Here is a 26,420-nt window from a genome sequence, read left to right as displayed (position 1 = left end):
AGCAGTACACAGCGGTCTAAAAACAAAGAATAAGATCTTGTTTATACAGGATTTTTTGAATAAGAAAAGTTGCTATTCAGTGAAAGAAAATACTAAATAGCAACCATTTTGTCCAATAGGCATAATTTCTAGCCAATTATACCTAGATAGCGAAATAGAAAGATAAAAGAGTGCGGTAGAAAAATTGTGAGTTTTCCACCGCACTCTTTTTATATATTAAATAAAGGTAGCTAAGCCCAATATTTTTTCTTAGATGTTTTCCCTATGCCCGGATTAAAACTATTCGTTGGATCAAGGTTGCGATAAAATTTACGTAGTTCAGGTTTTGCTTCATATAAATGTCCAACATTATGTTCAGCCGGATATTTGGCTCCTCGTTTATCTAATATTGCTAACATTTCTTCTTCTAAAGCATAACAATCATGACCTTTTTTCACAATATAATCCTGATGAAATACATAACACATAAAATGTCCATAATAGAGTTTATGGCTGATTTTCTGGTTAATTTCATCAGGTAAGGTTTCAAACCACTGATCGTCATTCCGTCTTAGTGCAATATCAAGTGCAACGAGATCTTCAACTTCCTCAGCATGAATGGCTCGATAACGAATGGCGGCAGATGCAACCGCAAAACGATGTAACATAGCAGCTTGTGTTTCATTGGCATCACATTCAAAATAGCCACCATGGTTTGGATCATTAAAATAATGCGTTAAATAATCTCGAGCTTCTTGTATCCCTGTTCCGCCCATTTTTATAATTAAATGATGTTCATATTTGTCTCGATATTGACGTAAACTTTTGGGTAAATGCTGTGGAATAAACTTAGATCCAAATTGCAGTAATTTATCGCTGAAATCCTGTAATCCGATTTTTTTAGCGAAACGATCCACTTTTGATTTTAAGGCGAATAACGCTGGAAGTCGATGAGTACCAAATTTTCTAATCACCCAAAAGGTATCTTTGCCATATTTTGCCGCTACATCAAAGGCATCACGATGAATATATTCGCCTGAAATAGGTAGTTGTCGAAAATTGCTTAACATATGACGACGAATATTATTAAGTACATCGGTTTGATTCGTTCCAATATAAAAAACAGCGGTGTCTTTTTCTAATGGAAAGGTATCAAGCCGTACCGCAAAAATAGCCAATTTACCAGCGCACCCAGATGCTTCATAATGTCGATTAGGATCAGCATTAAAACGAGCGGGGCTATCTTCATCCACTTGACGAACATGATGACAATAGGCATGGTCATGTCCACGTTTTTCAGTTTGTTGAATTTGTTCAGGACGATAATTACCAGCCTGTAAATTCTGTAAAATTTGTTCTGGATTGTCACCAAGATCAATACCTAAATGGTTATGTAAAGACAATTCGCCTTTTTCATCTAATTGAGCAAAAACTGCCATTTCAGTATAAGCTGGACCACGTTGCACCAATGCCCCTCCGGAATTATTACAGATTCCGCCAATGACAGAAGCACCAATGCAAGATGAACCAATCACCGAATGGGGTTCACGTTGATGTGGTTTTAATAACAGTTCTAGTTCGTTCAATGTCGAACCGGGTAAACACACTACTTGTTGCGCATTGTTTATCAGTTGAATACCATTAATTCGCATAGCATTAATAATCACAATATCACGATCATAATCATTACCGCTTGGGGTTGAGCCACCGGTTAATCCAGTATTAGCTGCTTGTGAAATAACAATAACATCTGAGGCAACACAGACTTTTAATACTCGCCAAAATTCAATTAAGGTTGCAGGACGAACTACAGCGATAGCTTTACCCGAACCGAAACGATAGCCACTCCGATATTGTTCATTTTTAGCAGGATCGGTAATAACGTAGTTTTTACCAACAATTTGATTAAGTTCTGCGATAAGTTGTGTTGTCATAACGAATTCCTTATAAAATAGCTTATTGTATTATTTACTTTCCAAATCAACCCCAAGTACTTCTGGAATCAATTTAATTTCACCGTAAAGACGATGTAAAATTTCTTTATCTTCTAAATCAGCTCGTAAATCCAACTTAATTTCCCCATGATATAAATCCTTAATATTCATATCCTCAATATCACAATGTTGTTGTGCAAATAAGGTTTTAATTTTACTAATACCAGCCATATCATTGAGATGAACCGTTAAAGTCGCTTTAATATCTGGAGGACGGTGACGCTGTACATAACGTTGCACAATTGGACTTAAACGAATGGCAATAAAAATCATCAAGGTCGCAAGAATAGCATCAAAGAAAAAGCCAGCCCCTGATGCAATACCGATTCCCGCTGCGGCCCAAATAATCGCAGCGGTGGTTAAGCCTGAAATGGCATCATTGCTTTTACGTAAAATAACACCCGCACCAAGAAAACCTATGCCACTAATTACTTGTGCGGCTAATCGCATCGGATCGGTACGGATATTTTGTGAGGCTTCCGCATAATATTCTGCCGATTGAATGGAAACAATGGTTAAAATACTGGTCGTAATAGAAATAATGACACAGGTTTTTACCCCGACAGGTTTACGTTTTAATTCACGTTCTAAACCAATGATGCCACCTAGACACATGGCAACGCATAATTTCATTAAAATAATAAAATGTGATGAGCTGACCAGATCTAAAAATAAAGTTTGTATATATTCCATTAGATTATCTCTTGTATTATTAGGGAAGTAACGTCTGGCATAACACCACGCCATAACGCAAAAGAATGAGCGGCTTGCCCTACCAACATACCAAAACCGTCACTGAGATTCTGTACGCCAAGAGATTTTGCCCAAGCTATAAATGGCGTGTCACATTGTTTAGCATACTGCATATCATAAACGGCATGAGCTAATTTCAGAATGTCTTGATTAATCGGAGCAGTTTGCCCTTGTAATCCTAAAGATGTCGCATTAATCACTAAATTAAATTGATGCGCGGGAATGTCGTTTAATTGCACCGCACTTACTTTACCATATTGTGCGAATTTATCCGCTAAATCTTGTGCTTTGGCTAAAGTGCGGTTAGCAATCGTAATATTTTGTCGAGCTTGTAATAAAGGTAATAATACGCCTTGCGTTGCCCCACCCGCCCCTAAAATTAAGATAGACTGATTGGGTTTTAACCAATCTAAACGTTGTAAATCACTGACTAATCCAGCACCATCTGTATTGTCTGCATAGAGTTCACCATTATCTAATTTTTTCAGTGTGTTACAGGCACCTGCGGTTAATGCTCGTTTGCTATACACTTGCGCAAGTTGATAAGCACGTTGTTTAAAAGGGGCAGTAATATTACATCCTTTTGCCCCCGCTGCAAAAAATGCCAGAAGTTGGGATTCAAAATGAACTTCATCCCCTAATATTGCCACATATTCCATTTTCTGCCTAGTTTGTTGAGCAAAAAACTGATGAATCTGAGGAGATTTACTTTGGGCTATTGGATTGCCCCACACCGCATATTTATCCATTTGTTATCCTTGTCTAAATAATTGATTAGTAAATAAATCCCGAATTTCTGATGGATTTGTTGCATTGCCTACTGGCATATCTAACACAGGGAAATTTTCACCAAATTGTGACCGCACGTCTGCTGCTGTTTTACAGGGCGGTAAGCCAGTCAAATTAGCACTGGTTGAGGTTAAGGCAAAACCAGCGGCATAACATAATTGCTCCACTGCTGGATGACGGCACAAACGAACCGCAATGTTATTAAATTTTCCAGTCAAAAATTGTGGTACATCCGTGCGAACGGGTACCACCCAAGTGGTTGGGTGATCATATTGCCTTTGTAATCTCTCCCAGTTCTGTGACGTGAAATTTTTTGTGTCAATAAATGGTAACAAAAAATTTATATCTGGTGCCACTAAAATCAACCCTTTTTCCACCGAGCGTTGTTTTAAAATTAATAATTTTTCCACCGCAGTTTGGCTTAGCGGATTACAACCTAAACCGAATACGGCTTCGGTAGGATAAGCAATGACGTGATCAGATTTGAGTAAGTTAACTAATGTGTTCATATATTTATGTTAATTAAAATAAAAAGAAACGCTAGAATAAACCAGCGTTTCTTCGTAAATTTATTATTGTTTAAAACGGGATATCATCATCAAAATTGTCTAAAGGAGGTTCATTTACGGGCGCTACTTTTTGTGTTTGCTGAGGTTGACGAGGTGCAGATGTTGAGCGTGAATAACTACCAGATTGTTGCCCAGCAAAATTACCGTTGCCGGCAAAGCCACCGTTATCTTGGTTAAATCCACCTTGGTTTGTATTGCGACTGTCTAACATTTGCATGACATCGCCTTGAATTTCAGTGGTGTAACGATCTTGTCCGCTCTGATCTTGCCATTTCCGGGTACGTAAACGACCTTCGACATAAACTTGTGAACCTTTGCGTAAGTATTCACCCACCACTTCCGCTTGACGACGATAGAACACAATGCGATGCCATTCAGTGATTTCACGCCGTTCACCAGTATTTTTATCATTCCAACTTTCACTCGTCGCAACACTAATATTGGCGACTGCATCGCCGTTTGGCATGGTACGAATTTCCGGGTCGTTACCTAAGCGACCAACGATAATGACTTTATTAACTCCTGCCATAATTTCCTCGATTAATGGTTAATTTAGACAATATTCTGCCCTAAAATAAAAAAAAAATCCATATTTTTTACTGGTTATTTTAACAGAGATTAAAATATGTGATATGCTTTCCAAAATTTTACTTTTTTCGTACTGCTATGGGGCAGACAATGGATCAAATAGACATTCGAGGGGCAAGAACCCATAATTTAAAAAATATTAACTTAACCATTCCACGTGATAAATTAATCGTTATTACCGGATTATCGGGGTCGGGAAAATCATCTTTAGCTTTTGATACACTCTATGCAGAGGGGCAACGTCGCTATGTAGAAAGTTTGTCGGCGTATGCTCGGCAGTTTCTTTCCTTAATGGAGAAACCAGATGTGGACAGCATTGAAGGGCTTTCACCCGCAATTTCCATTGAACAGAAATCCACATCGCACAATCCTCGTTCAACGGTAGGAACGGTAACGGAAATTCACGATTATTTACGCTTGCTGTTTGCTCGAGTGGGCGAACCACGTTGTCCAACGCACAATGAACCATTGGCGGCTCAAACTATTTCACAAATGGTAGATAAGGTATTGAGTTTGCCTGAAAATAGCAAAATGATGTTGCTTGCCCCAGTAGTGAAAGCTCGCAAAGGTGAGCATGTGAAGATTTTACAACAAATTGCTGCTCAAGGTTATATTCGAGCTAGAATTGACGGTGAAATTTGTGATTTATCCGATCCTCCGACATTAGAATTGCAGAAAAAACACACCATTGAAGTGGTAGTTGATCGTTTTAAAGTCAGACCGGATTTAGCCACCAGATTAGCAGAATCCTTTGAAACGACTCTAGAATTATCCGGTGGTACCGCTGTTGTCGCTAATATGGAAGATGAAAAAGCCGAAGAATGGGTTTTTTCTGCAAATTTTGCTTGTTCCCATTGTGGATATTCCGTACCAGAATTAGAACCGAGGTTATTTTCTTTTAATAATCCAGCCGGAGCTTGTCCCACTTGTGATGGTTTAGGCGTACAACAATTTTTTGATGAAAAACGCGTCGTGCAAAATCCGTCTATTTCTTTAGCCGGTGGGGCTATTAAAGGTTGGGATCGGCGTAATTTCTATTATTATCAAATGTTAACATCTTTAGCCAGACATTATGATTTTGATGTAGAAACCCCATTTGAAAAACTACCGAAAAAAATTCACGATATTGTGCTGTATGGTTCGGGTAAAGAAGAAATTGAGTTTAGTTATTTAAATGATCGGGGCGATAAAGTTATCCGTCGTCATCCTTTTGAAGGAATTTTAAATAATATGGCTCGCCGTTATAAAGAAACGGAATCAATGTCTGTACGTGAAGAATTAGCCAAAAATATTAGCACTCGTCCTTGTATAGATTGTGATGGTTCACGTTTACGACCAGAAGCTCGCCATGTTTATATCGGACAAACCAACTTGCCGGATGTATCAGAAATGAGCATTGGCGAAGCCTTGCAGTTTTTTGAGAAACTGACATTAGTTGGACAAAAAGCTAAAATTGCGGAAAAAATTTTGAAAGAAATTAAAGAACGTCTCTCTTTCTTAGTCAATGTAGGCTTGAACTATCTTTCCCTTTCTCGTTCGGCAGAAACCCTTTCCGGTGGCGAAGCACAACGGATTCGTTTAGCCAGCCAAATTGGTGCCGGTTTAGTGGGTGTGATGTATGTGTTAGATGAACCGTCCATTGGGTTGCACCAACGAGATAATGAACGTTTGCTTAACACGTTGATTCATTTACGGAATCTTGGCAATACTGTGATCGTAGTGGAACATGATGAAGATGCCATTCGAGCAGCAGATCATATTATTGATATTGGACCGGGGGCGGGGGTTCATGGTGGTGAAGTCATTGCACAAGGTACCGCTCAAGAAATTATGGCAAATCCCCATTCCATTACAGGCAAATATTTGTCAGGGGTCGAAACTATCAAAATTCCCGAAAAACGCACCGCACTTGATCCAAGCAAAATTTTACGCTTAAACGGTGCCACAGGAAATAATCTGAAATCGGTAAATTTAGAAATTCCGGTGGGCTTGTTTACTTGTATTACGGGGGTGTCAGGTTCGGGTAAATCCACTTTAATTAATGATACCTTATTCCCGTTAGCACAAAATGCATTAAACCGTGCAGATAATATTAACTTCGCGCCTTATGAATCCATTGATGGCTTGCAACATTTCGACAAAGTGATCGACATTAACCAAAGCCCGATTGGACGTACTCCGCGTTCCAATCCAGCGACTTATACCGGTTTATTTACCCCCATTCGTGAACTATTTGCAGGTGTGCCAGAATCCCGAGCAAGGGGTTATAACGTGGGTCGTTTCAGTTTTAATGTGCGTGGTGGGCGTTGTGAAGCCTGTCAAGGCGATGGCGTATTAAAAGTAGAAATGCACTTCTTGCCTGATGTATATGTGCCGTGCGACCACTGCAAAGGAAAACGCTACAACCGTGAAACTTTGGAAATCCGCTACAAAGGTAAAACCATTCATCAAGTGTTAGATATGACTGTGGAAGAAGCCCGCGAATTTTTCGATGCCATCCCTGTAATTGCTCGTAAATTGCAGACCCTGATGGATGTAGGTTTGTCTTATATTCGCTTAGGGCAATCTTCTACCACGCTATCTGGTGGCGAAGCCCAACGAGTAAAGTTAGCCACCGAATTGTCTAAGCGAGATACAGGGAAAACCTTGTATATTCTAGATGAACCCACTACGGGTTTACATTTTGCGGATATTAAACAATTACTCGAAGTATTGCACCGCTTACGTGATCAAGGCAATACCATTGTGGTGATTGAACATAATTTAGACGTGATCAAAACTGCTGATTGGATTGTAGATCTTGGTCCAGAAGGAGGTAGTGGTGGCGGTGAAATTATCGCCAAAGGCACGCCAGAACAAGTGATGAAAGATAAAAAATCGCATACGGCGAGATTTTTGCAAGGGATTTTGAAAATGTCATAGCAAGCAAACACATCGCACTTTTGCGTTAAAGTGCGATGTGTTTTTATTTCTTTTCATTATTAAAATAGCATAAGATTTCGCTATTTCTTGATGTTTATAACGCAATCGTTATTTTTATTGATTTGGATCATCAATTCTTTCTTTTATTCTTCTTTACTAAACATCCCTTTTGCCATCAATAATTAAGGTTAATATAATAACCTTACAATTAATGTGGTTTCGTTATAATATTTTTTATATAACTAAATATGGGGGTGAACTATGTCACAAGGACAGAAAAAGAAAAAAGTAGCTTGGTTAACCGCAATTGGGTTAATGATTGTAGGAGCGGTAGCTCTGTTTGGCGTGCAATCCATTATGAAAGCTACCAGCTCAACGGAATTTTGTGTGAGTTGTCACTCAATGGAGCATCCAAAAGCAGAATGGGAAGGCTCGGTGCATTTTATGAATAGTAAAGGGATTCGCGCAGAGTGTTCTGACTGCCATGTTCCGCATGATGGATTAGATTATGTCAAAGCCAAATTTATTGCGTTAAAAGATGTATGGTACACCATTACTAATAAATTGCCGGATAAAGAAGCCTATGAAACCCATCGTTTAGAATTGGCCCAAAAAGTATGGGATGATTTAAAATCCAATGATTCTGCCACTTGTCGTAGTTGCCATAGCTTTGATGCAATGGAGTTTTCTGAACAAAAAGAAGACGCCCAAAAAATGCACTTGCAAGCTCAACAAAATAATCAGACCTGTATTGATTGCCATAAGGGTGTTGCACATTTTATGCCTGAAATGCCTGTTGATAATGGAGCCGCTTTAGGGGAATTAACCAAACATGCTGGACAATTTAATGTAGCAGATAAAACACTTTATGCATTAACACTAACCAATGCTACGCTGGTTTCAGGTGAAGAAATTCGTTTAATGCCTTATGCAGAACTCAATGATTGGCAAGAACAAGGTGAGCAGTTAATTGCAACAGTGAAAGGTTGGCAACAGGCAGGTGCTGAAAGTTTAATCTATATGGAGTTGGGTAAACGTATTAATGTGGCAGTATTAAGTGATGAAGCGAAAGAAAAAGTGCAAGTAGTTAAAAGCGTACATGATGAGGTGACGGATTCTGAATGGAAAGAAGTGAGTTTAGTGGTAAATGTAGCCAAAAGTGCGGTGACATCAGATAGTAATTCTTTAAATGCGCTTGGTAATAACTTAAATCAAACCCATTGTAGTACATGTCACGCGGCTATTGGTGCGGAGCATTATACGGCTAATCAATGGATTGGTGTCGTTAACTCTATGAAAGATCGTACTTCTATGACCGAAAACGATGTGCGAGCCGTTACTATTTATTTACAACGTAATGCTAAAGATAAAAGCGAAAAATAAGGTGAAAATGATGAAAAAACAACACAAAATTGATAACGATCGCCGTAATTTCCTGAAAAATTCTTCATTGAGCATGGCTGGCGCAACTATCTTAAGTGGTGGTACGGTTAATGCTATTTTTAGCGGTAAGGCTCATGCTGTGACAGAGAGTAAAACCATTGTTACCGCCGCTCATTGGGGACCACTAGGAGTCGTGGTAGAAAATGGTAAAGCGGTAAAATCAGGACCCGCTATTGAACCTGCCTTGGTTAATGAATTGCAATCCGTTGTGCCGGATCAGCTTTATAGCGAAACCAGAGTAAAATATCCGATGGTACGCAAAGGTTATTTAGATGGCAACAAAGATACTAGCTTACGTGGTCACGATGAATGGGTACGTGTTTCTTGGGAGCAAGCCTTTGATTTAGTGGCGAGTGAAATGAAACGCGTGCGAACAGAAGGAGGCGCTGAAAATATTTTCGGCGGGTCTTATGGTTGGAAAAGCTCGGGTTCATTGCACTCAAGCCGTACGCTATTACACCGTTATTTAAATGCAACAGGTGGGTTTGTTGGTCATAAAGGAGACTATTCCACTGGGGCAGCTCAAGTCATTATGCCCCACGTGTTAGGTACCATTGAGGTTTATGAACAACAAACTTCGTGGGAAACTATCTTAGAAAGTACCGATATTATCGTACTTTGGTCCGCTAATCCAATTAGTACGATGCGAATTGCTTGGACATCCACCGATCAAAAAGGGATTGAATATTTCCAAAAATTTAAACAGACAGGTAAGCGTATTATTTGTATTGATCCTGTACGTAGTGAAAGTTGTGATTATTTAGGTGCAGAATGGATTCCAATCAATACTGCCACTGATGTGCCATTAATGCTCGGTATTGCTTATACATTGGTTGAAACACAAAAACATGATCTTGCCTTTCTTAAAAAATATACTAAAGGTTATGATAAATTTGAACCATATCTATTAGGTAAAACGGATGGACAACCTAAAAATGCAGAGTGGGCAGCCAACATTACAGGTATCCCATCAGAAGTTATTAAACAACTCGCACAAGATTTTAGTTCAAAACGTACAATGTTAATGGCAGGATGGGGGATGCAGCGTCAACGTCATGGAGAGCAAACCCATTGGATGTTAGTAACTCTAGCGGCTATGCTCGGTCAAATTGGATTAGCGGGAGGCGGTTTTGGTTTAAGTTACCATTATTCCAATGGCGGGGTACCCACTGCCACAGGAGGAAATTTAAGTTCTATTTCTGGGACGTTAGAAGAAAACAGCTCGAATACTGGGCAATCTTGGTTAACCAAAGCTGCAAGTATTAGTTTTCCATTAGCGAGAATATCAGATGCTTTACTCAATCCAGGTAAAACTATTCAATATAATGGCACTGAAATTACTTACCCTGATATTAAATTAATTTATTGGACAGGAGGGAATCCATTAGTACATCATCAAGATACTAATTTAATGGTGAAAGCATGGCAAAAACCAGAAACTATTATTGTGAATGAAATTAATTGGACACCAACTGCTCGTATGGCTGATATTGTATTACCTGTGACGACAAGCTATGAACGTAATGATTTAACCATGAGCGGTGATTATTCTTCTTTACATATTTATCCAATGAAACAGGTGGTTGAACCACAATTTGAAGCGAAAAGTGATTATGATATTTTCCACGAATTAGCCAAAAGAGCAGGGGTAGAAGAAAAATTTACTGAAGGAAAATCTGAAATGGCTTGGTTGAAGTCGTTCTATATGGATGCTTTTACGGCAGCTCGACAAAACCGCGTTGTCATGCCTAGATTCGAAAAATTTTGGGAAGAAAATCAGCCTATTACATTCCCTGTGAGTGAAAAAGCGAAAAAATGGGTACGTTATGAGCCATTCCGTCAGGATCCATTGCTCAATCCGTTGGGTACACCATCAGGTAAAATTGAGATTTTTTCTGATGTGATTGCTAAAATGAATTACGATGATTGCAAAGGGCATCCTTATTGGTTTGAGCCAGAAGAATTTGCTGGTAATGTGACTGAACAATACCCATTAGCATTGGTGACACCACATCCATATTATCGTTTACACAGTCAATTAGCTCACACATCCTTACGTCAAAAATATACAGTAAATGATCGTGAACCAGTGTTAATTCATCCTGATGATGCGAAAGTACGTGGTATTGTGGATGGTGACATTGTACGAATTGAAAGCCCACGTGGACAAGTGTTAGCTGGAGCGGTAGTGACTGATGGCGTAATTAAAGGGACATTAGCCTTACATGAAGGGGCTTGGTATGATCCGTTAGATTTGGGAAAATCCGACAAACCATTATGCAAAAATGGTTGTCCGAATGTATTGACTCGAGATGAAGGTACATCCAAACTGGCTCAAGGTAATTCACCGAATACTTGTATTGTGCAAGTAGAAAAATTTACCGGAACACCACCGGAAGTAACGGTATTTAAACAGCCGAAGATGGTAGCATAATGAGATAATAAAAATTGAGTTCTGTAAGGGAACTCAATTTTTTATTAAAAACTTAAACACGTTCAAGTAATGCAGAAAACCCTTGTCCACCACCAGCACAGAATGTAATTAAACCGGTACCTAAATTCTGACGTTCTAATTCATAAACTAATTTGGTGGCTAAAATACCACCAGTGCCTGCTAATGGATGTCCTAAGGCTAACGCTCCACCATTGACATTGAGTTTATTAATATCCATATTAAGCTCTTTAATACAGGCAATAGACTGAGCTGCAAAAGCCTCATTCATTTCAATAAGATCAATATCATTAAGAGACATACCTAAATTTTTCAACAATTTTTGTGTTGCATAAACAGGACCGATACCCATAATAGAAGGATCAACGCCTACAGCTGCAAAGCTAGATACTTTGGCCCAGATTTTTAAGCCTAAAGTTTCTGCTTTTTTACGTTCCATTACAACCACTGCACCGGAACCATCACTCATAGGAGAACTATTACCAGCTGTAACAATCCCATCTTTAATAAAAGCTGGTGGAAGTTTTGCTAAAGATGCTAAATTGCAATCTATCCGTAATGGCTCATCTTTACTGAAAATCATGTCGCTCTTACGAGTTTTGACCGTAACAGGTACGATTTGCTCATTAAAATAACCGTTATCCCAAGCAATTGCGGCTTTACGATGACTTTCTACTGCAAGCTCATCACATTCTTGGCGAGTTAAGCCATATTTTTTAGCTAAATTTTCAGCTGTTATTCCCATGGGGACATCAACTTCTTTGGGCGCTGACATTGGGATTGTCCAAGATGGCGGGCGTACTTGATAACCATCAGTTGGTTTATCCATAATATAACAACGGGTTGAATCACTTTCCACTCCACCGGCCACCATGACATCTCCATAACCGGCTTGAATTAATGCCGCTGCATAAGCAATCGCATTAATTCCAGAGGCACATTGACGATTTAAGGTAATTCCGGGGACTGTAATCGGTAATCCAGCCGCTAGTCCTACTACGCGAGCCATATTTACACAATCTGTATTTAATAAGTTACCAAAAATAATTTCATCAATTTCATTTGGATCAATGCCAGAACGTTTAACGGCTTCTTTAACGGTTAAGGCGCCAAGTTCCCATGCTTTAACAGGTGCTAATGCTCCTCTACAACGGCCGACAGGTGTTCTTACTGCTGATACAATGACTGCTTCACGCATTTTATTTTCCCCTATTAATTATGCTTTAAAAATTAATTTTGCTTCAGTACGTTTGATGACATCTTCTTTGGTTACGCCTTCAAATAATTCACGAACCATCAAACCTTCCGGTGTCACATCAAAAACACCAAGTTCTGTCACAATGATGTCCACTACTTTATAACCGGTTAATGGCCAAGTACATACATCTAAAATTTTACTTGTACCGTTTTTGGCATTATGTTCCATCGCAACAATGACTTGTTTTGCACCTGATACTAAATCCATTGCACCGCCCATCCCCATAATACGACCACCGGGGATACTCCAGTTAGCAATGCTCCCTTCACTATCTACCTGTAATGCGCCTAACACAACGGCGGTTAATTTCCCACTCCGTACTAGAGCAAACGCCCCAGCGCTATCTGATACCGAAGCTCCGGGCAATAAAGTCACGATTTGCCCACCCGCATTCACATAGTTAGGTTCTTCCTCGCCCGGTTTTGGTGATCCACCATAACCAAGCAAACCATTCTCAGCGTGAAGCTGGACACCATCAACAATATATTCCCTAACTAATCCAGGAATACCAATCCCCAAATTAACAACATCACCTGCTTTAAAAAAACTAGCAATTTTTTGTGCAATAAGTATTTTTGAATCTGCCATAATTTATTCCTCCTCATTACTCAAAATCATATCAACAAATACACCCGGGGTAATGACTGTTTCAGGATCGATTTCTCCAATTTCAACTATTTCATCCGCTTGAACAATAACTAAATCAGCTGCCATTGCGACTAAAGGATTAAAATTGCGAGCTGCTCCTTTGTAAACTAGGTTTCCCATTTTGTCTGCTTTAGCTGCACGAACAATTGCGATTTCAGCGCGGAATGGTTTTTCAAAAATATAATCCTGACCATCCACATTAATTATTTCACGGCCTTCTTGTGCAATCGTACCTAAGCCTGTTTTTGTTAATACACCGCCTAAACCTGAGCCACCAGCACGAATTTTTTCAGCCAGAGTACCCTGTGGAATTAAGTTTACTTTTACAATTCCTTGGTTAACTAATTCTGTCACATAGGGATTCATACCAATATGTGAATGATTTGCCACAGAGACTAAATGTGCATCATAAAGTTTCCCCAAACCAATTCCGGGATCACCTGCATCATTGGCAATGAGTTCAATATTTTTGCAGCCTTTTTCGACAATAATATCTACTAATTTATCGGCACAACCTTTACAAGCAAAAATACCTGCCATTAATTTCATACCATCGTAGAACTTTTCCGCAATTTCTGCTTTTGAATAGATTTTATTTTTTATCATATAAAAATTCCTAATTTATCTATTTATTACAATATGTTATTTCTATAGGGGAACAGATACACCTACATGGAAAAACCGCATTTTAGGATCATTTTTAGAATGAACGGATGCTAAGAATCTTGCATTAATGGAAAATGCGCCAAAATCATAACCCGCCATTGGACCTAACATAACGTGTTCAATTCGACTTCCCTCCGAATGAAGCCCCTGAACTACAACACCTGATTTTTTATCGTCGGTAAATTGTTTTGTCCAATTCGCAATAGCTCCTACTGTCCATTTCTCAATACGTTTGACCGCAGTTAAATCTAAATAATAGGTATTACCCGAGCGATAATCTGTTTTCTTATTTTTAGAATTGAAGTCGAAGATATTATTAACTGTGAATGTCCAGTTATCTTTAAAATAAGTTAAAGCAAGATTAGGTTGAATAGTATAATAGCGATTGGCTAAATTCTTCGGTGTATTGCTACAATCTCCACCAGTACATTCTGTGGCATGTTTACCATTTTTAAATACAAATGCAGCTCCAGTGCCTAAATGAAATCCTTCTCCCAAATCCCAAGAAAGCAATAACGGCATAATAGTTGTACTCATTAAACCATTATTAGAATATTTGCTTTCACCTACTGGTGTATTTAACGTGGTATGTGCAAATTTATAGGGTTGAGCAATACCCATTGCATAATTAGCACCTAACACTTTATAGGGGGTTGACCATACTAATGAGGCTACCATACTCACGTTACGGGCTTTAATATGAACATTTTGTGAATGTAATTTACCCCATTCATAGTCCACATCATAACCGAAATAGACACCTGGTGGAGGTAAAGCACCCGCAGGATTACCCGTTGTAGTTCCGGGTTGTAATGGTGATACACCCTCTTGAGCATTAACACCAAAACTTGTCATTAATGCCATAACAAATAAAGAAGTTTTAAAACTATTGCGTGCCATACTCCCACCTCTTAGTTTAAAAATCTAATTTATCTTTTTTTCAACCCTAAAAGTTCACGAGCTTCATCAGGTGTCGCAACAGCTTTATCCGCTTCATTAATAATACGAATAGCACGTTCAACAAGGGACACATTCGTTGCATGAACACCTTTTTTGTAATAGACGTTATCTTCTAAACCTACACGAATATTACCGCCCATTGCCAATGTACTCATTAAAATCGGTAAATGAGCCCGTCCAATACCAAAGGCACTCCAAGTTGAATCTTTTGGTAATAAACTTTTGAGATAGACTAAATCTTCTACGGTTGCCATTGCCCCACCAAGCACACCTAAGACTAATTGAAAATGCATTGGGGCAGCAAGATGACCTTTTTCTAAATAGTATTTACAAGCATGGATCATACCACTATCAAAAATCTCAATTTCAGGTTTGATACCAAGTTCCAACATGGTTGAACCTAATTTAGATAAAAATTGTGGTGAATTAACGAATACACCACCAGGCATCCAGTTAAATGAACCCGCATCAAATGAAGCTATTTCAGGTTGAACAAATGCTAAATGTTCCATACGTTGATCATCTGTTGCTCGATGATCGCCGGCGGTCGTTACATTAATCACCACATCGCATTTATCACGAATACGATCAATAGTTTCTTTAAATTTATATTTATCCATTGTGCCTAGACCTTCATCATCACGCATATGAAGATGTACAACAGATGCCCCCGCTTTCCAACATTTATACGCATCTTCCGCAATTTCTGCTGGTGTGATTGGAATATATGGAGCAATTTCTTTTGGGGTGACCGCACCAGTTAGTGCTGCTGTTAATACTACTTTATTTGCCATAATAAATACCTCATTAAAAATGTTTAAGCATTAGGATTGTTTTATGATTGAAATTTAACATTCAACAGAAAGTCATAGAAATTCTTTTTTAAGTTATTGTTATGTCAATATCACATAATGAGACTATGATCTTTACAAAGTAATCCCATTATCCACCACCAGCACTTGACCTGTTATGCCATCAGAATCATCTGATGCAAAAAATAAAATAGCTTGTGCTTGTTGTATTGCTGGTGTATGTGGTATACCCATATTCATATGTTTAGCACATTGCTGAGCAAACTCATCAAAAGTCGCTAATTTTTCTGGTGTATTTAATGGTGTTGGTGTGGGACCAGGGCAAATGGCATTACATCGGATTCCCTTGCCCGCAAATTGCATAGCAATATTTTTTGTCATGCCTAACATGGCACTTTTCGCTGCAGAATACGAAATTCCAGCAGAGCCAAAAACACCGCCAATGGAAGAAATATTAACGATTGTTCCTTGTTTCATGTGATTTAAAGTGGCCTTCGTAATATAAAAAACAGACGTTTGATCAACTAAAACGACTTCATTCCACCATTCCGTAGAACATTTGGTAATAGGCATATGTTTATCCGCAATACCTGCATTATTAACGAGAATATCTATATGATGAAAATCGTTCACGGTTTCTTCAACAATACGTTTGCAATCATCTTCAATGGTAATATCCGCTTGAATAATTTTTAGGTTTGCTTGGGGTACAGTTTGTTTAATTTCATTAGCAACTCGTTCTAATTCAGCTAAACGACGAGCCGTGAGAATGACCGTAGCTCCCTCTTTAGCAAAGAGTTTTGCTGTTTCTTCTCCAATGCCAGAACTCGCTCCAGTAACAATGGCGATTTTATTTTGTAGTTTCATCATTTTCTCCTAATTTATTGATTTGATTGGCTGTTACTGATGAGAAAAATAGCAAAACTAAGCATAGAGTAGAAATTCTTTATTTGCTTTGATTTATTCATTTTTCATATAATTTGTTATATTCTGTACTTTTCAGGAGAGTGATTATGGCAATGGACAATTTAGACAATTCATTCAATGAAATAAAAATCGCCTTATTAAGAGAATTTATTGTATTGACAGAGAGTTTAAACTTTACGCAGGCAGCTAAAAAATTAGATATTCCACAGCCTGTATTAAGTCGGCATATTCGAGAATTTGAAGAATATGCTGGAGGTACATTATTTCGCCGAAGCACGCGTCATGTAAGGCTGACAACCATGGGAAAATTGATACAACAAGAAGTGATGAAAATTCTGAAACAAGTTGATCATTCCGTTTCAGTGATTGATCATTTTACTGAAAGAGCCAAAAAACATCTGTCTATTGCTTACTTAGGTGATGCCTTTAACAATATTTTGGTTAAAACCATTGATGAATTTAGGGAAAAATATCATTCCATTAATGTGGATTATCAAGAAACCGAACTGGGTAAAATTGTTGATCTTATTCGAGCGAATGAATATGATTTTGGTTTAATTCTCCGTCCTAATGTCGTTGATACATTTGATGATCTCCATACGTTAGCGTTACAAAAAGATCCGCTTTATGCCGTTGTAAATTGCGTTCACCCTATTGCTAAACAACAATTTACATCTTTAAAAGAAATCGCCAACTACCCCATTATTCGGACAAACCCAAAAATACATTCTTACGCTGAAAATTTTAGCACGAATTTTTTTATCAAAAATCATATTGATTTTACCTTGCAAAAAGAATATCCCAATTTCAACACTTGTTTATTTGAAATAGAACTTAATCAAATGGCAGTATTTCTAGTTCCTCAACATCGTTTACATTTGTTAACCCATAATACGGTTGGTGTCTTGATTCAAGATAACTGTTTTCATATTTTAGAATTAATCTGGAATAAAGATAATTTAAATCCAAATTTGGAAAGATTTATTCAGGTGCTAAAAAACAATATTTAAGTTTACAAATTCATCTGATATTTTGTGAGCAAAGTGCGGTAGAAATTCTCAAAAATTTTACCGCACTTTGTGGTACTTGGGCTTACATTTTTATAATTTTCTTTAATTCACCTAAATAATATAAGGCTTTTTCTTCGCTTTGCTCTACCCGAATAACTTCAATTAAATCACGAGCAAACGCCAAGGCGTTTTGTATAATCATCTGTTCATCATTTGGTGTTGGAGAAATGACCAATTGTGTTTGACTATTAAATAAAAAGACGGTAAATTGCAATAAAAATGTTTCCACGTCCATTTCTACAGCCTTAATGTTGCTATTTGTAGGTGGATTAGATAGAGCTAATTCTTCATCTGACCATAAAGGGGCAAAATTTTTCCTTTCTTCATTAGTGTAAAAAACTAACTCCCCTTCTTTATCTAAAAACCATAAATTGTCCTGTTTGATCATTCGTTTTAAGACAAGATCGTATTTTTCATTATCATTTTTATTGTTGAATAAGGTTTGTAATTCTTTTGAGCTCATTTTTCCCCCTAAAATAAAAATGCCTACAAAAAATTTTGTAGGCAAAATACCTTAAATTTACACCGCACTTAACACCACAGAAACGCCTTGACCACCACCCACACAGAGCGTTGCCAACCCATTTTTTGCCTGTTGTTTTTGCATTTCATACAGCAAAGACACCAAAATTCTGGCTCCTGATGCACCAATTGGATGTCCTAATGCAATTGCCCCACCATTAACATTGGTTTTATCTGGATCTAACCCTAATTCTTTAACCACAGTTAACGCCTGAGCCGCGAATGCTTCATTGGCTTCAATCACATCAAGATCTGAAATAGCTAACTGAGCTTTTTCCAATGCTCTACGAGTTGATGGTACCGGTCCATAGCCCATACGTTGTGGATCCACGCCTGCACTTGCCCAAGATTTAAGTTCTGCCAATGGTTTTAAACCTAAAGATTGTGCTTTTTCTTTACTCATTAGAATTAATGCGGCGGCTCCATCATTAATACCAGAAGCATTACCTGCTGTTACCACACCATCAGGTTTAAAAGCCGGTCTTAGTTTTGCTAACCCCTCAAGGGTTGAACCATGCCGAGGATGTTCATCTTCACTAACTAAGACCGAAGATTTTTTACTTTTCACTTCTACTGGCACAATTTCGTCTTTAAATTTACCTGATTTTTGAGCCTGTTCCGCTTTTAATTGGCTAGATAATGCAAATTGATCTAATTCTTCACGGCTAAGATTAAATTGTTCAGCTAAATTTTCTGCCGTAATCCCCATATGAACACTAGAAAACGCATCTACTAAACCATCTTTAATCATTGTATCAATCAGTTTAGCCTCTCCCATTCTGGCTCCCCAGCGAGCAGACGGTAAGACGTAAGCCGCATTACTCATGCTTTCCGTACCACCGACAACCACCACATCAGCATCGCCACATATAATAGATTGTGCCCCAAGAATAACCGACTTTAATCCTGAACCACAAACTTTACTCACCGTAAAGGAAGGCACTTGCTCGGGAATATCCGCATTAATAGCCACTTGTCTTGCCACATTTTGCCCTAAGCCAGCAGACAGCACATTCCCAAAAATAACTTCATCAATTTCTAGAGGATTAATGCCAGCTCGCTGAATGGCCTCTTGAACTGCAATTTTACCTAATTCCACCGCACTAACATCTTTAAAACAACCACCAAAACTGCCAATCGGTGTTCTTGCAGCGGAAACAATAACTACGTCTTTCATTTTTTTTCTCCTACAATATAATACGTTTGCTAAAGTGAATAGCGATTTTATTTCGTAATCTCATAAATATATCCTTACTTTCGGTTTGATTGAACGGGACCGAGAGGCGTTAAATTTGTTAGCCAAATCAAGATAATAGTGATCACACCAATAGCGATAAGTAATAAATAAGCGCCGGTATAACCACCCAAATAAGCTAAACCAAATGCCACAATAGAAAAAGCACAACAACGAAGAACTGACTCAATTGGATGGGCTATCCCCATTGCCTTAGCATAGGCTGAACGTGGAAACTTGGCAGAAGTAAATGCAGTACAATAATTGGTCGCCCCCGGTAATGCTAAACCAATCATCCCAAGTGAAACTAATAACGCTGTTTGCGATTCGGGGATAATGTTTAATATGATGGCAATAATCCACCAAATAGTGTAGAAACTAAAAGCGACTTTGATCCCTAACTTATCATTTAGCCAACCCCAAGTATAAGCCCCAAAAGTACCAAACAAAGCAGCACCTGACATGTAAGTAATAGCTTGATTAAGTTCTAATCCCAAAGAGACCAAACGTGGAATAATCTGTGCGGTTACACCAACCAATACAATATAAATAAACCCTCTTACTGTACCAATCAGCCAAATATCTTTCATTTTTAGCAATGTTCGGAAATTTAAATCAGGATATTCATCTGAAACTTTTTCTTGTTCAGATTGAGAAAGAAGAGATGGTTCTTCATTATCTGGCAGCAAACCCACATCTTCGGGACGATTTGCTACAAAGAAAATCACCACAAATAAAATGATTGCCATCAGCACAGACATCAGCCAAAAACCATTTTGAAAAGTGAATGTTGCAAAAGACCAAGCTAATACAGGCACAAAAAAAGCGGAGGAAAATGTTTGACCGAAAGTACAAAATCCTAATGCTAAACTTTGTTTTTTTACAAACCAGTTTGCGATAAGTGCGGTACCACCAATATAGCCAAATCCTGTAGCAAAAAAAGATTCTAAACCAAAGCAAATGACAAAACTGGTGATACTACTACAATACCCTAATAATCCATAACTGATAATGCATCCTATCAAACAGAAAATTAAATTAAACTTAATGCCTTTTTTTTGAATCAACCAAGAACAAAATGGGGCGGCTGGAATGGCTAACCAAGCAGCTGGTGTGGCTGCCATTAATAATTGATTGTAATCTAAATGGTAGTTTTCTGATAAACCAGGTAATATGATATTTAATCCATGCGTGGTACAGCCTGCCACCACCCAAAAGATACAGGCTTGTAATACCACAACCATCCAACCTTGTTTACCAAAATTTAGTTTTCCCTTTGCCGCAACGGTTGAACTATTCATCATTAGTTCTCCTTAATAAAAAAGAAAAAACTGAGAAAAAATTGAAAAAGAAGATGCCCTGTAACCCTAACAAACATGAGCATCTCCTTTTATTACTTTATTGTAAGCCTCAGAAAAAACTACTTAATTTCATCTTCTTCGTAGCCACCACCAATACGAGGGCGAACCACTTTACCTTTTTTCTCTGCAGCACGCACAAGAGCCGCTTCTTCTTTCGCTTGATCCCAGAAACTTGCTTCGTGTGGGCTGTGTTCTGTTGCGGTTACAAACATCTCTGTTGCAAAGGAACCACGCAATTCTTTAGAAATATCTTCTTTCCAAGGCTGGCGTAAGATTTGAGTGGTGATACGACGAGTCACACGTGTGCCTGTTTGCATAATTAAATCGGCAATTTCCCAAGCACGTTTATAAGCAGCTTCAGTATCTTCACAAATCTCGTTAATCATACCTAACGCTAATGCTTTACGAGCAGTAATGATTTCACCGGTTAATTCAGCGTAAGCAAAACGTTTACGGCCCATTAATTCACGCCAAGCAATTTGTACTCCGTCACCCGGTACCATATTAGTACGGAAGTGCATTTCTGTTGTCCAAGCGTCTTCAGTGGCTAACGTAATATCGCTGAATAATACTAAGTCAGAGTGGAATGTCGCCCCAGTCCAAACACCGATGGTCGGTACTTCAACGTCAAAGATTTGACCTTCAATATCGTTAGTACCATCATAGTATTGATAGTTATACATATGCCATGCAATTTCAGGGGAAGAACCAAATTCAATGGCTGGTTGCCATTCACCATTTTCATCGGTACGACCAATACCTTTAAATGTATCTGGACCAATACCGCCTAAAATAATGACTTCGTTATCTGGGTCACGACCAGCCCAGTCAAAGAAATAATGTAATCCTTGGTGTAATTCCGCACTCCATTGTACAGGTCCGCCATTGGTGTGCATACGAGCTTCTAGAATGCCACGTTCACGTTTCATTTTAATGCAGCCTTTTAAGATTTCAGAATATTGTTCAAAAGGCATATGAGGAATTGTTTTCAATTCTTCATGAGATAACTCTTTGCGTTTGCCTGAATCATTTTCGTAGTTGCCTTTAATAACCATAGAGAACTCCTTGAGTTGTTTATTATGAAATAAAATTAATTTTTTAGAATCAGTCTGAATTGCTGAACTGGTGCTAAAGATACATTTCACATAAAAACTTGAGAAATTCTTTTTTTATTCATAGTTATTCAATTTTTACATAACAAACACTTGATAGTGAATACAGCAAGGTATAGTATATTTTTAAGTATTGGCTAATCGTGGTAGAATTAACAACTAGGTAGAATTAGAAAAACAATGAAAATTCAATTATTAAAAGAATATATTATGCTTGCTGAAACACTTAATTTTACTAAAACCGCACAAGCATTAAACCTAACACAACCTGTTCTAAGTCGGCATATTCAAAGATTAGAAGACTTCTTTGGTGATGAATTATTTTTTCGAGATACGCATAACGTAAAACTGACTACGACGGGAATTTTAGTATTTAGTGAAGCAAAAAAGATTCTTAAACAATTTGAAAATTCAGTTTCTACCATACATAATTTCACTGGAAAAGCCAAACAAAAACTGTCGATTGGTTATTTAGGTGAAGCTTTTAGCCATCTTTTAGTTAAAACCATTGATGAATTCAGAGAAAAATATCATTCAGTCAATATTGATTATCGGGATGGTGAGCTTGATGAAATTATTAATTTTATTCATTCCAATGAGTATGATGTAGGATTGATTCTGCGTCCTAATATTATTGATAAATTTGACAGTTTCAACACACTTCCATTACAAACAGATCAACTTTGTGCCATTGTGAACAAAGCTCATCCGCTTGCAGGTCGTCAGTCTATTTCATTAAAAGAAGTCGCTCAATATCCGATTATTCGAGAAGATCCTAAAGAGGTCTCTTATGCTGAAATGTGTAGTACGAATTACTTTATAAAAAATAATATTGATTTTACTTTATATAAAGAATATCCCAATTTCAGAACTTGTTTATTTAATATTGAATTAAATAAACAAGCTGTCTTTTTGTTACCACAACATCGCTTGCACTTAGTAACAGAGAATACTGTCGGTATTGAAATTGAAGGTAACTGTTACTATATTCTGGAACTGATTTGGAATAAAAATAATGCGAATCCGAATCTCAAGAAATTTATTCAGGTATTAAAAAATAATATCTTGTCAGAAAAATGATATTTATGCTACCAAAATCCCAAACAACGGCATATCCCAACTTTCTATTGGAAGTGATTCTACCTGTTGGCATTGATGTGCCAATCCGACAGGGATGAAAGATTTTTGCTGCCAACCCTGTAAAGTACGGTCATAAAATCCACCGCCCATACCTAAACGATTACCCTGTTGGTCGAAAGCGACCAATGGAGTAAAAATTATATCAAGTTGCTCTACTGGCAATACATTTTGCACATTTAACTGCGGTTCCAAAATACCAAATTTATTTCTCATTAATGGAATATTAGGACGATGTTGCAAGAATAATAAATATCCCGGACAAAACGGGTGTAATACTGGTAAATAGACGTTTTTACCTTGTTGCCAGAGTTTTTCGATCAGTAATTGTGTGGAGATTTCTCCATCAAAAGCCAGATATAATGCAATATTTTGAGCTTGTCGCAGAGTAATTAAATCCATCGCTTGTTGGGTAATATTTTGTTCCGCTTGGGTTTGCTCAAGCGCGGTTAAATTTTGCCGAGTTTTGCGGATTTGTTGGCGTATATTATGACGACTTTGAATGGTTTTTTGTGTAGTACTGTGCATAATTATGAGTTGAATTTGAGAAAAGCCCCGAGATGCCGTTGCGGGTGGTCGGTCCTTGAACCCGACGGTTCAAGGGAGTTAGTTATAGTCATTTTTAGGCTTCTTAATTATGTCTTATCGCTCAGCTACAAGAGCATACTAAGCTTGCACACCAACAACATAGAGAACCAACTCGAAGTATATAAGTATCGGCTCAGGGACGTAACCCTTTGGCGAACATCTCAGGTAATCTTTAGAATCTTTATACTAACGCAAATCAGCAAAATTAACTAGTATTTATTTTGACAAAACACCGCGTTTATTGAATTTCGTACGCTGGTTGTTGATTTGTTGTCCTCGTCAAAATATTTTCTAAGGATGCCGATAATTGCTGAATTTGATCTTGTAACACTTTTTCCATTAAGGCATTTTTGTGCTTTTCTTGTAATAATTCAAAACTTAAATTTAATGCCACTACATTTACCGCGCGATCTACTTTTACCGTTTGCATACGCTCTTTCATTTCTGTGACTCGTAAATCTAACAGTCTAGCTGCTTCACGTAATTCATCATGCTGTTCTTCTGGAACATTGAGTAAATAAACTTGCCCCAAAAAGTTTAATTCAATCTTTTTTAATGCCATTTTTTCACCATTGGTTGAAATTTTTGTTATTATGCCACAGAGAAAGATTTTATGTCATGAATAATCTGTTAGAATTAACGGATATTCATTAAAGGAAAAAATATGATCGATTATTTTCAACTGAACCAAAAACTTAAATCTGCCAGTGTAGCCCTTTCTGCCGCCGAATTACACGGGTTTCTCAGTGGGCTAATTTGTGGTGGATTAGACGATCAAAGTTGGCAGCCCTTGCTCTATCAATTTACCAATGATAATCACGCCTATCCTACGGATTTATTAAAAGAAGTCACGGAAATCTACACTAAAATTAACCACACTTTAAGCGATATTGACGGTTTTAATTTTGAATTATTATTACCAGATGAAGAAGCAGATATTTTTGCTCAAGCTGATGCTTTATGCGAGTGGGCAAATCACTTTTTATTGGGTTTAGGCTTGGTCCAAACCCAATTAGATCATGAAAAGGGCGAAATTGGTGAAGCCATTGATGATCTACACGATATTTGTCAATTAGGCTATGATGATCAAGATGATCCCGAAGAATTAGCCGAAGCCTTAGAAGAAATTATTGAATATGTTCGGACGATTGCTACGTTGTTTTATACGCATTTTCGTCCGTTTGAAACAGCAAAACCAACTATTCACTAGGAGATAATTATGGATTTAGCCTATATGAACGTCATTCCAAAAGAAGAATTTATTCAACGCCGTGCTAAATTACTAGCACAAATGGAGGATAACTCAAGTGCAGTTATTTTTTCATCAAAAGAACAATTTCGTAATAGCCATTGTACCTACCCATTCCGTCAAGACAGTTATTTTTGGTATCTCACGGGATTTAATGAACCTGAAAGTGTTTTAGTGTTAAGTAAAAAAAATCAGCAAATTTCCACTGCACTTTTCTTGCGTCCTTCTGATCCAGAAAGAGAAACTTGGGACGGCAGACGATTAGGTATTGAAAAAGCGCCACAAGCCTTACAAATTGATCAGGCTTTTAATATTAGTGAGTTGAAACAACAGTTACCTACCTTATTGTTTGAAGCAAAAACCGTGTATTTCTTACAGGGATTAGACGGGCGATCAGCAGATGATGAATTTATGCAAAGTTTACTACCAGATTTGCGAGCTATTGCTGGTCGAAAATATCTTGCACCACAAGAATTCACCCCATTACAACCCATATTAGATGAAATGCGTTTATTCAAATCTGAAAATGAAATTCGCATTATGCAACAAGCTGGACAAATTTCGGCGTTGGCTCACATTAGAGCAATGAAAGAAGCTCGTGCCAATCGTTTTGAATATGAAATTGAAAGTGAAATGTTGCATGAATTTAATCGTTTTGGGGCAAGATATGCGTCCTATAATAGTATTATCGGTGGTGGCGAAAATGCCTGTATTTTGCACTATGTTGAAAACGATCAACCTTTGAAAGATGGTGATTTATTACTTATTGATGCGGGTTGTGAATTTGCCATGTATGCGGGCGATATTACGCGAACATTCCCGATCAACGGCAAATTTAGCCCAGCACAACGGGAAATTTATGAGATTGTACTAAAAGCGCAAAAACGCGCCCTTGAAATCTTAGTCGCTGGCAATTCGATTCAACAAGCTAATGATGAAGTAGTGCGGATTAAAACCGAAGGTTTAGTCCGTTTAGGCATTTTAAAAGGTGATGTAGAAGAACTCATTGCCAATCAGGCTTACAAAGAATTTTATATGCATGGTTTAGGGCATTGGTTAGGCTTAGATGTGCATGATGTCGGCAGTTATAGCAACGGCTCGCATAATGTAGATAGAAATTCTAAAGTAAGAGACCGTACGTTACAACCTGGTATGGTGTTGACGGTTGAACCGGGCTTATATATTTCGTCAAAATCTGATGTGCCGGAACAATATAAAGGTATCGGCGTACGCATTGAAGATAATATTTTAATTACCGAAACGGGGAATAAAATTTTTACGTCAGCTGTACCAAAAGAAGTTGATGAGATTGAGGCATTAATGGCGGAAAGATAATACAAAAGACCCCGTACTTGGTACGGGGTTAAGCATGGTTTCGCTACGCTGT

Annotated in this window: 24 protein-coding genes and 1 other RNA gene; 7 read left to right on the top strand and 18 right to left on the bottom strand. The window is 37.9% G+C overall.

What is annotated here, in order from left to right; translation table 11 throughout:
- Nucleotides 1–230: 230 nt before the first annotated feature.
- The 5 genes from dld to E0709_RS11410 form a co-directional block, all read right to left on the bottom strand.
- Entirely contained in the window at nucleotides 231–1,913 is a 1,683-nt protein-coding gene (gene dld, locus E0709_RS11430) for a D-lactate dehydrogenase (RefSeq protein WP_132302555.1), read from the bottom strand.
- 30 nt (nucleotides 1,914–1,943) lie between these two features.
- Nucleotides 1,944–2,666 (bottom strand): MgtC/SapB family protein, encoded by a 723-nt coding sequence (locus tag E0709_RS11425; protein ID WP_132302556.1) that lies wholly within the window; start codon nucleotides 2,664–2,666, stop codon nucleotides 1,944–1,946.
- Nucleotides 2,666–3,475: a shikimate dehydrogenase gene (gene aroE, locus E0709_RS11420; RefSeq protein ID WP_132302557.1), complete on the bottom strand. Its 810-nt coding sequence runs from the start codon at nucleotides 3,473–3,475 to the stop codon at nucleotides 2,666–2,668. The genes E0709_RS11425 and aroE overlap by 1 nt, the downstream gene beginning before the upstream one ends.
- Nucleotides 3,476–3,478: 3 nt before the next feature.
- The gene (gene tsaC, locus E0709_RS11415) at nucleotides 3,479–4,024 is read right to left on the bottom strand and encodes an L-threonylcarbamoyladenylate synthase type 1 TsaC (protein WP_132302558.1); all 546 of its coding nucleotides are present in this window, start codon (nucleotides 4,022–4,024) and stop codon (nucleotides 3,479–3,481) included.
- Between the two features lie 70 nt (nucleotides 4,025–4,094).
- Entirely contained in the window at nucleotides 4,095–4,613 is a 519-nt protein-coding gene (locus E0709_RS11410; RefSeq protein ID WP_132302559.1) for a single-stranded DNA-binding protein, read from the bottom strand.
- 149 nt (nucleotides 4,614–4,762) lie between these two features.
- Here E0709_RS11410 and uvrA point away from each other — a divergent pair, with 149 nt between their 5' ends.
- From uvrA to torA, 3 genes are all read left to right on the top strand, one after another.
- On the top strand, nucleotides 4,763–7,594 hold the full coding sequence (gene uvrA / locus E0709_RS11405; RefSeq protein WP_132302560.1) for an excinuclease ABC subunit UvrA: 2,832 nt from the start codon (nucleotides 4,763–4,765) through the stop codon (nucleotides 7,592–7,594).
- Nucleotides 7,595–7,855: 261 nt separating this feature from the next.
- Entirely contained in the window at nucleotides 7,856–8,977 is a 1,122-nt protein-coding gene (locus tag E0709_RS11400; RefSeq protein ID WP_132302561.1) for a NapC/NirT family cytochrome c, read from the top strand.
- 10 nt (nucleotides 8,978–8,987) lie between these two features.
- On the top strand, nucleotides 8,988–11,471 hold the full coding sequence (torA, locus tag E0709_RS11395) for a trimethylamine-N-oxide reductase TorA (RefSeq protein WP_132302562.1): 2,484 nt from the start codon (nucleotides 8,988–8,990) through the stop codon (nucleotides 11,469–11,471).
- 52 nt (nucleotides 11,472–11,523) lie between these two features.
- Here the strand turns inward: torA and E0709_RS11390 are convergent, their stop codons facing one another.
- The 6 genes from E0709_RS11390 to E0709_RS11365 all read right to left on the bottom strand — a co-directional run bounded on the left by E0709_RS11390 (nucleotide 11,524) and on the right by E0709_RS11365 (nucleotide 16,703).
- Nucleotides 11,524–12,687, bottom strand: a complete 1,164-nt coding sequence (locus E0709_RS11390; RefSeq protein WP_132302563.1) for a thiolase family protein — start codon at nucleotides 12,685–12,687, stop codon at nucleotides 11,524–11,526.
- 18 nt (nucleotides 12,688–12,705) lie between these two features.
- On the bottom strand, nucleotides 12,706–13,335 hold the full coding sequence (locus E0709_RS11385; RefSeq protein ID WP_207905254.1) for a 3-oxoacid CoA-transferase subunit B: 630 nt from the start codon (nucleotides 13,333–13,335) through the stop codon (nucleotides 12,706–12,708).
- A 3-nt stretch (nucleotides 13,336–13,338) separates the two neighbouring features.
- Nucleotides 13,339–14,001, bottom strand: a complete 663-nt coding sequence (locus tag E0709_RS11380; RefSeq protein ID WP_132302565.1) for a CoA transferase subunit A — start codon at nucleotides 13,999–14,001, stop codon at nucleotides 13,339–13,341.
- Between the two features lie 42 nt (nucleotides 14,002–14,043).
- Entirely contained in the window at nucleotides 14,044–14,961 is a 918-nt protein-coding gene (locus E0709_RS11375) for a SphA family protein (protein ID WP_132302566.1), read from the bottom strand.
- 29 nt (nucleotides 14,962–14,990) lie between these two features.
- Complete coding sequence (locus E0709_RS11370; RefSeq protein ID WP_132302567.1) at nucleotides 14,991–15,815, bottom strand: beta-keto acid cleavage family enzyme; 825 nt, start codon at nucleotides 15,813–15,815, stop codon at nucleotides 14,991–14,993.
- Nucleotides 15,816–15,947: 132 nt separating this feature from the next.
- Nucleotides 15,948–16,703, bottom strand: coding sequence for an SDR family NAD(P)-dependent oxidoreductase (locus tag E0709_RS11365; protein WP_132302568.1), 756 nt, complete (start codon nucleotides 16,701–16,703; stop codon nucleotides 15,948–15,950).
- A 143-nt stretch (nucleotides 16,704–16,846) separates the two neighbouring features.
- On the opposite strand from E0709_RS11365, the gene E0709_RS11360 reads away from it, so the two are divergent.
- Nucleotides 16,847–17,770, top strand: coding sequence for a LysR family transcriptional regulator (locus tag E0709_RS11360; RefSeq protein WP_132302569.1), 924 nt, complete (start codon nucleotides 16,847–16,849; stop codon nucleotides 17,768–17,770).
- A gap of 82 nt (nucleotides 17,771–17,852) precedes the next feature.
- Here the strand turns inward: E0709_RS11360 and E0709_RS11355 are convergent, their stop codons facing one another.
- The 4 genes from E0709_RS11355 to E0709_RS11340 form a co-directional block, all read right to left on the bottom strand.
- Nucleotides 17,853–18,293 carry a DUF2750 domain-containing protein gene (locus E0709_RS11355; RefSeq protein WP_132302570.1) on the bottom strand — a complete coding sequence of 147 codons (441 nt, stop codon included), beginning with the start codon at nucleotides 18,291–18,293 and terminating at the stop codon, nucleotides 17,853–17,855.
- A 57-nt stretch (nucleotides 18,294–18,350) separates the two neighbouring features.
- Entirely contained in the window at nucleotides 18,351–19,529 is a 1,179-nt protein-coding gene (locus tag E0709_RS11350) for an acetyl-CoA C-acetyltransferase (protein ID WP_132302571.1), read from the bottom strand.
- 74 nt (nucleotides 19,530–19,603) lie between these two features.
- Nucleotides 19,604–20,890: an MFS transporter gene (locus tag E0709_RS11345; RefSeq protein WP_132302572.1), complete on the bottom strand. Its 1,287-nt coding sequence runs from the start codon at nucleotides 20,888–20,890 to the stop codon at nucleotides 19,604–19,606.
- Nucleotides 20,891–21,006: 116 nt separating this feature from the next.
- Nucleotides 21,007–22,002 (bottom strand): enoyl-CoA hydratase/isomerase family protein, encoded by a 996-nt coding sequence (locus tag E0709_RS11340; protein WP_132302573.1) that lies wholly within the window; start codon nucleotides 22,000–22,002, stop codon nucleotides 21,007–21,009.
- Between the two features lie 237 nt (nucleotides 22,003–22,239).
- Here E0709_RS11340 and E0709_RS11335 point away from each other — a divergent pair, with 237 nt between their 5' ends.
- Nucleotides 22,240–23,139, top strand: coding sequence for a LysR family transcriptional regulator (locus E0709_RS11335; protein ID WP_132302574.1), 900 nt, complete (start codon nucleotides 22,240–22,242; stop codon nucleotides 23,137–23,139).
- Between the two features lie 3 nt (nucleotides 23,140–23,142).
- Here the strand turns inward: E0709_RS11335 and E0709_RS11330 are convergent, their stop codons facing one another.
- From E0709_RS11330 to E0709_RS11320, 3 genes are all read right to left on the bottom strand, one after another.
- Nucleotides 23,143–23,724: a 5-formyltetrahydrofolate cyclo-ligase gene (locus E0709_RS11330; protein WP_132302575.1), complete on the bottom strand. Its 582-nt coding sequence runs from the start codon at nucleotides 23,722–23,724 to the stop codon at nucleotides 23,143–23,145.
- Nucleotides 23,725–23,744: 20 nt separating this feature from the next.
- Nucleotides 23,745–23,955, bottom strand: a non-coding RNA gene (gene ssrS / locus E0709_RS11325) — 6S RNA.
- A 67-nt stretch (nucleotides 23,956–24,022) separates the two neighbouring features.
- Nucleotides 24,023–24,346: a cell division protein ZapA gene (locus E0709_RS11320; protein WP_132302576.1), complete on the bottom strand. Its 324-nt coding sequence runs from the start codon at nucleotides 24,344–24,346 to the stop codon at nucleotides 24,023–24,025.
- A 102-nt stretch (nucleotides 24,347–24,448) separates the two neighbouring features.
- On the opposite strand from E0709_RS11320, the gene E0709_RS11315 reads away from it, so the two are divergent.
- Both E0709_RS11315 and pepP read left to right on the top strand, forming a co-directional pair.
- A complete protein-coding gene (locus tag E0709_RS11315; RefSeq protein WP_132302577.1) occupies nucleotides 24,449–24,994 on the top strand; it encodes a YecA/YgfB family protein in 546 nt (181 codons plus the stop codon).
- 9 nt (nucleotides 24,995–25,003) lie between these two features.
- A complete protein-coding gene (gene pepP, locus E0709_RS11310) occupies nucleotides 25,004–26,368 on the top strand; it encodes a Xaa-Pro aminopeptidase (protein WP_132302578.1) in 1,365 nt (454 codons plus the stop codon).
- Nucleotides 26,369–26,420: the final 52 nt, after the last annotated feature.

The sequence above is a fragment of the Lonepinella koalarum genome (genome assembly GCF_004565475.1).
GTDB lineage: Bacteria > Pseudomonadota > Gammaproteobacteria > Enterobacterales > Pasteurellaceae > Lonepinella > Lonepinella koalarum.
This window is presented reverse-complemented; position numbering and strand designations above follow the sequence as displayed.

Excerpts from the sequence above, each read along its gene's own strand:
- dld (WP_132302555.1), bottom strand. The coding sequence starts at position 1,913 with ATGACAACACAACTTATCGCAGAACTTAATCAAATTGTTGGTAAAAAC.
- E0709_RS11425 (WP_132302556.1), bottom strand. The coding sequence starts at position 2,666 with ATGGAATATATACAAACTTTATTTTTAGATCTGGTCAGCTCATCACAT.
- aroE (WP_132302557.1), bottom strand. The coding sequence starts at position 3,475 with ATGGATAAATATGCGGTGTGGGGCAATCCAATAGCCCAAAGTAAATCT.
- tsaC (WP_132302558.1), bottom strand. The coding sequence starts at position 4,024 with ATGAACACATTAGTTAACTTACTCAAATCTGATCACGTCATTGCTTAT.
- E0709_RS11410 (WP_132302559.1), bottom strand. The coding sequence starts at position 4,613 with ATGGCAGGAGTTAATAAAGTCATTATCGTTGGTCGCTTAGGTAACGAC.
- uvrA (WP_132302560.1), top strand. The coding sequence starts at position 4,763 with ATGGATCAAATAGACATTCGAGGGGCAAGAACCCATAATTTAAAAAAT.
- E0709_RS11400 (WP_132302561.1), top strand. The coding sequence starts at position 7,856 with ATGTCACAAGGACAGAAAAAGAAAAAAGTAGCTTGGTTAACCGCAATT.
- torA (WP_132302562.1), top strand. The coding sequence starts at position 8,988 with ATGAAAAAACAACACAAAATTGATAACGATCGCCGTAATTTCCTGAAA.
- E0709_RS11390 (WP_132302563.1), bottom strand. The coding sequence starts at position 12,687 with ATGCGTGAAGCAGTCATTGTATCAGCAGTAAGAACACCTGTCGGCCGT.
- E0709_RS11385 (WP_207905254.1), bottom strand. The coding sequence starts at position 13,335 with ATGGCAGATTCAAAAATACTTATTGCACAAAAAATTGCTAGTTTTTTT.
- E0709_RS11380 (WP_132302565.1), bottom strand. The coding sequence starts at position 14,001 with ATGATAAAAAATAAAATCTATTCAAAAGCAGAAATTGCGGAAAAGTTC.
- E0709_RS11375 (WP_132302566.1), bottom strand. The coding sequence starts at position 14,961 with ATGGCACGCAATAGTTTTAAAACTTCTTTATTTGTTATGGCATTAATG.
- E0709_RS11370 (WP_132302567.1), bottom strand. The coding sequence starts at position 15,815 with ATGGCAAATAAAGTAGTATTAACAGCAGCACTAACTGGTGCGGTCACC.
- E0709_RS11365 (WP_132302568.1), bottom strand. The coding sequence starts at position 16,703 with ATGATGAAACTACAAAATAAAATCGCCATTGTTACTGGAGCGAGTTCT.
- E0709_RS11360 (WP_132302569.1), top strand. The coding sequence starts at position 16,847 with ATGGCAATGGACAATTTAGACAATTCATTCAATGAAATAAAAATCGCC.
- E0709_RS11355 (WP_132302570.1), bottom strand. The coding sequence starts at position 18,293 with ATGAGCTCAAAAGAATTACAAACCTTATTCAACAATAAAAATGATAAT.
- E0709_RS11350 (WP_132302571.1), bottom strand. The coding sequence starts at position 19,529 with ATGAAAGACGTAGTTATTGTTTCCGCTGCAAGAACACCGATTGGCAGT.
- E0709_RS11345 (WP_132302572.1), bottom strand. The coding sequence starts at position 20,890 with ATGATGAATAGTTCAACCGTTGCGGCAAAGGGAAAACTAAATTTTGGT.
- E0709_RS11340 (WP_132302573.1), bottom strand. The coding sequence starts at position 22,002 with ATGGTTATTAAAGGCAACTACGAAAATGATTCAGGCAAACGCAAAGAG.
- E0709_RS11335 (WP_132302574.1), top strand. The coding sequence starts at position 22,240 with ATGAAAATTCAATTATTAAAAGAATATATTATGCTTGCTGAAACACTT.
- E0709_RS11330 (WP_132302575.1), bottom strand. The coding sequence starts at position 23,724 with ATGCACAGTACTACACAAAAAACCATTCAAAGTCGTCATAATATACGC.
- E0709_RS11320 (WP_132302576.1), bottom strand. The coding sequence starts at position 24,346 with ATGGCATTAAAAAAGATTGAATTAAACTTTTTGGGGCAAGTTTATTTA.
- E0709_RS11315 (WP_132302577.1), top strand. The coding sequence starts at position 24,449 with ATGATCGATTATTTTCAACTGAACCAAAAACTTAAATCTGCCAGTGTA.
- pepP (WP_132302578.1), top strand. The coding sequence starts at position 25,004 with ATGGATTTAGCCTATATGAACGTCATTCCAAAAGAAGAATTTATTCAA.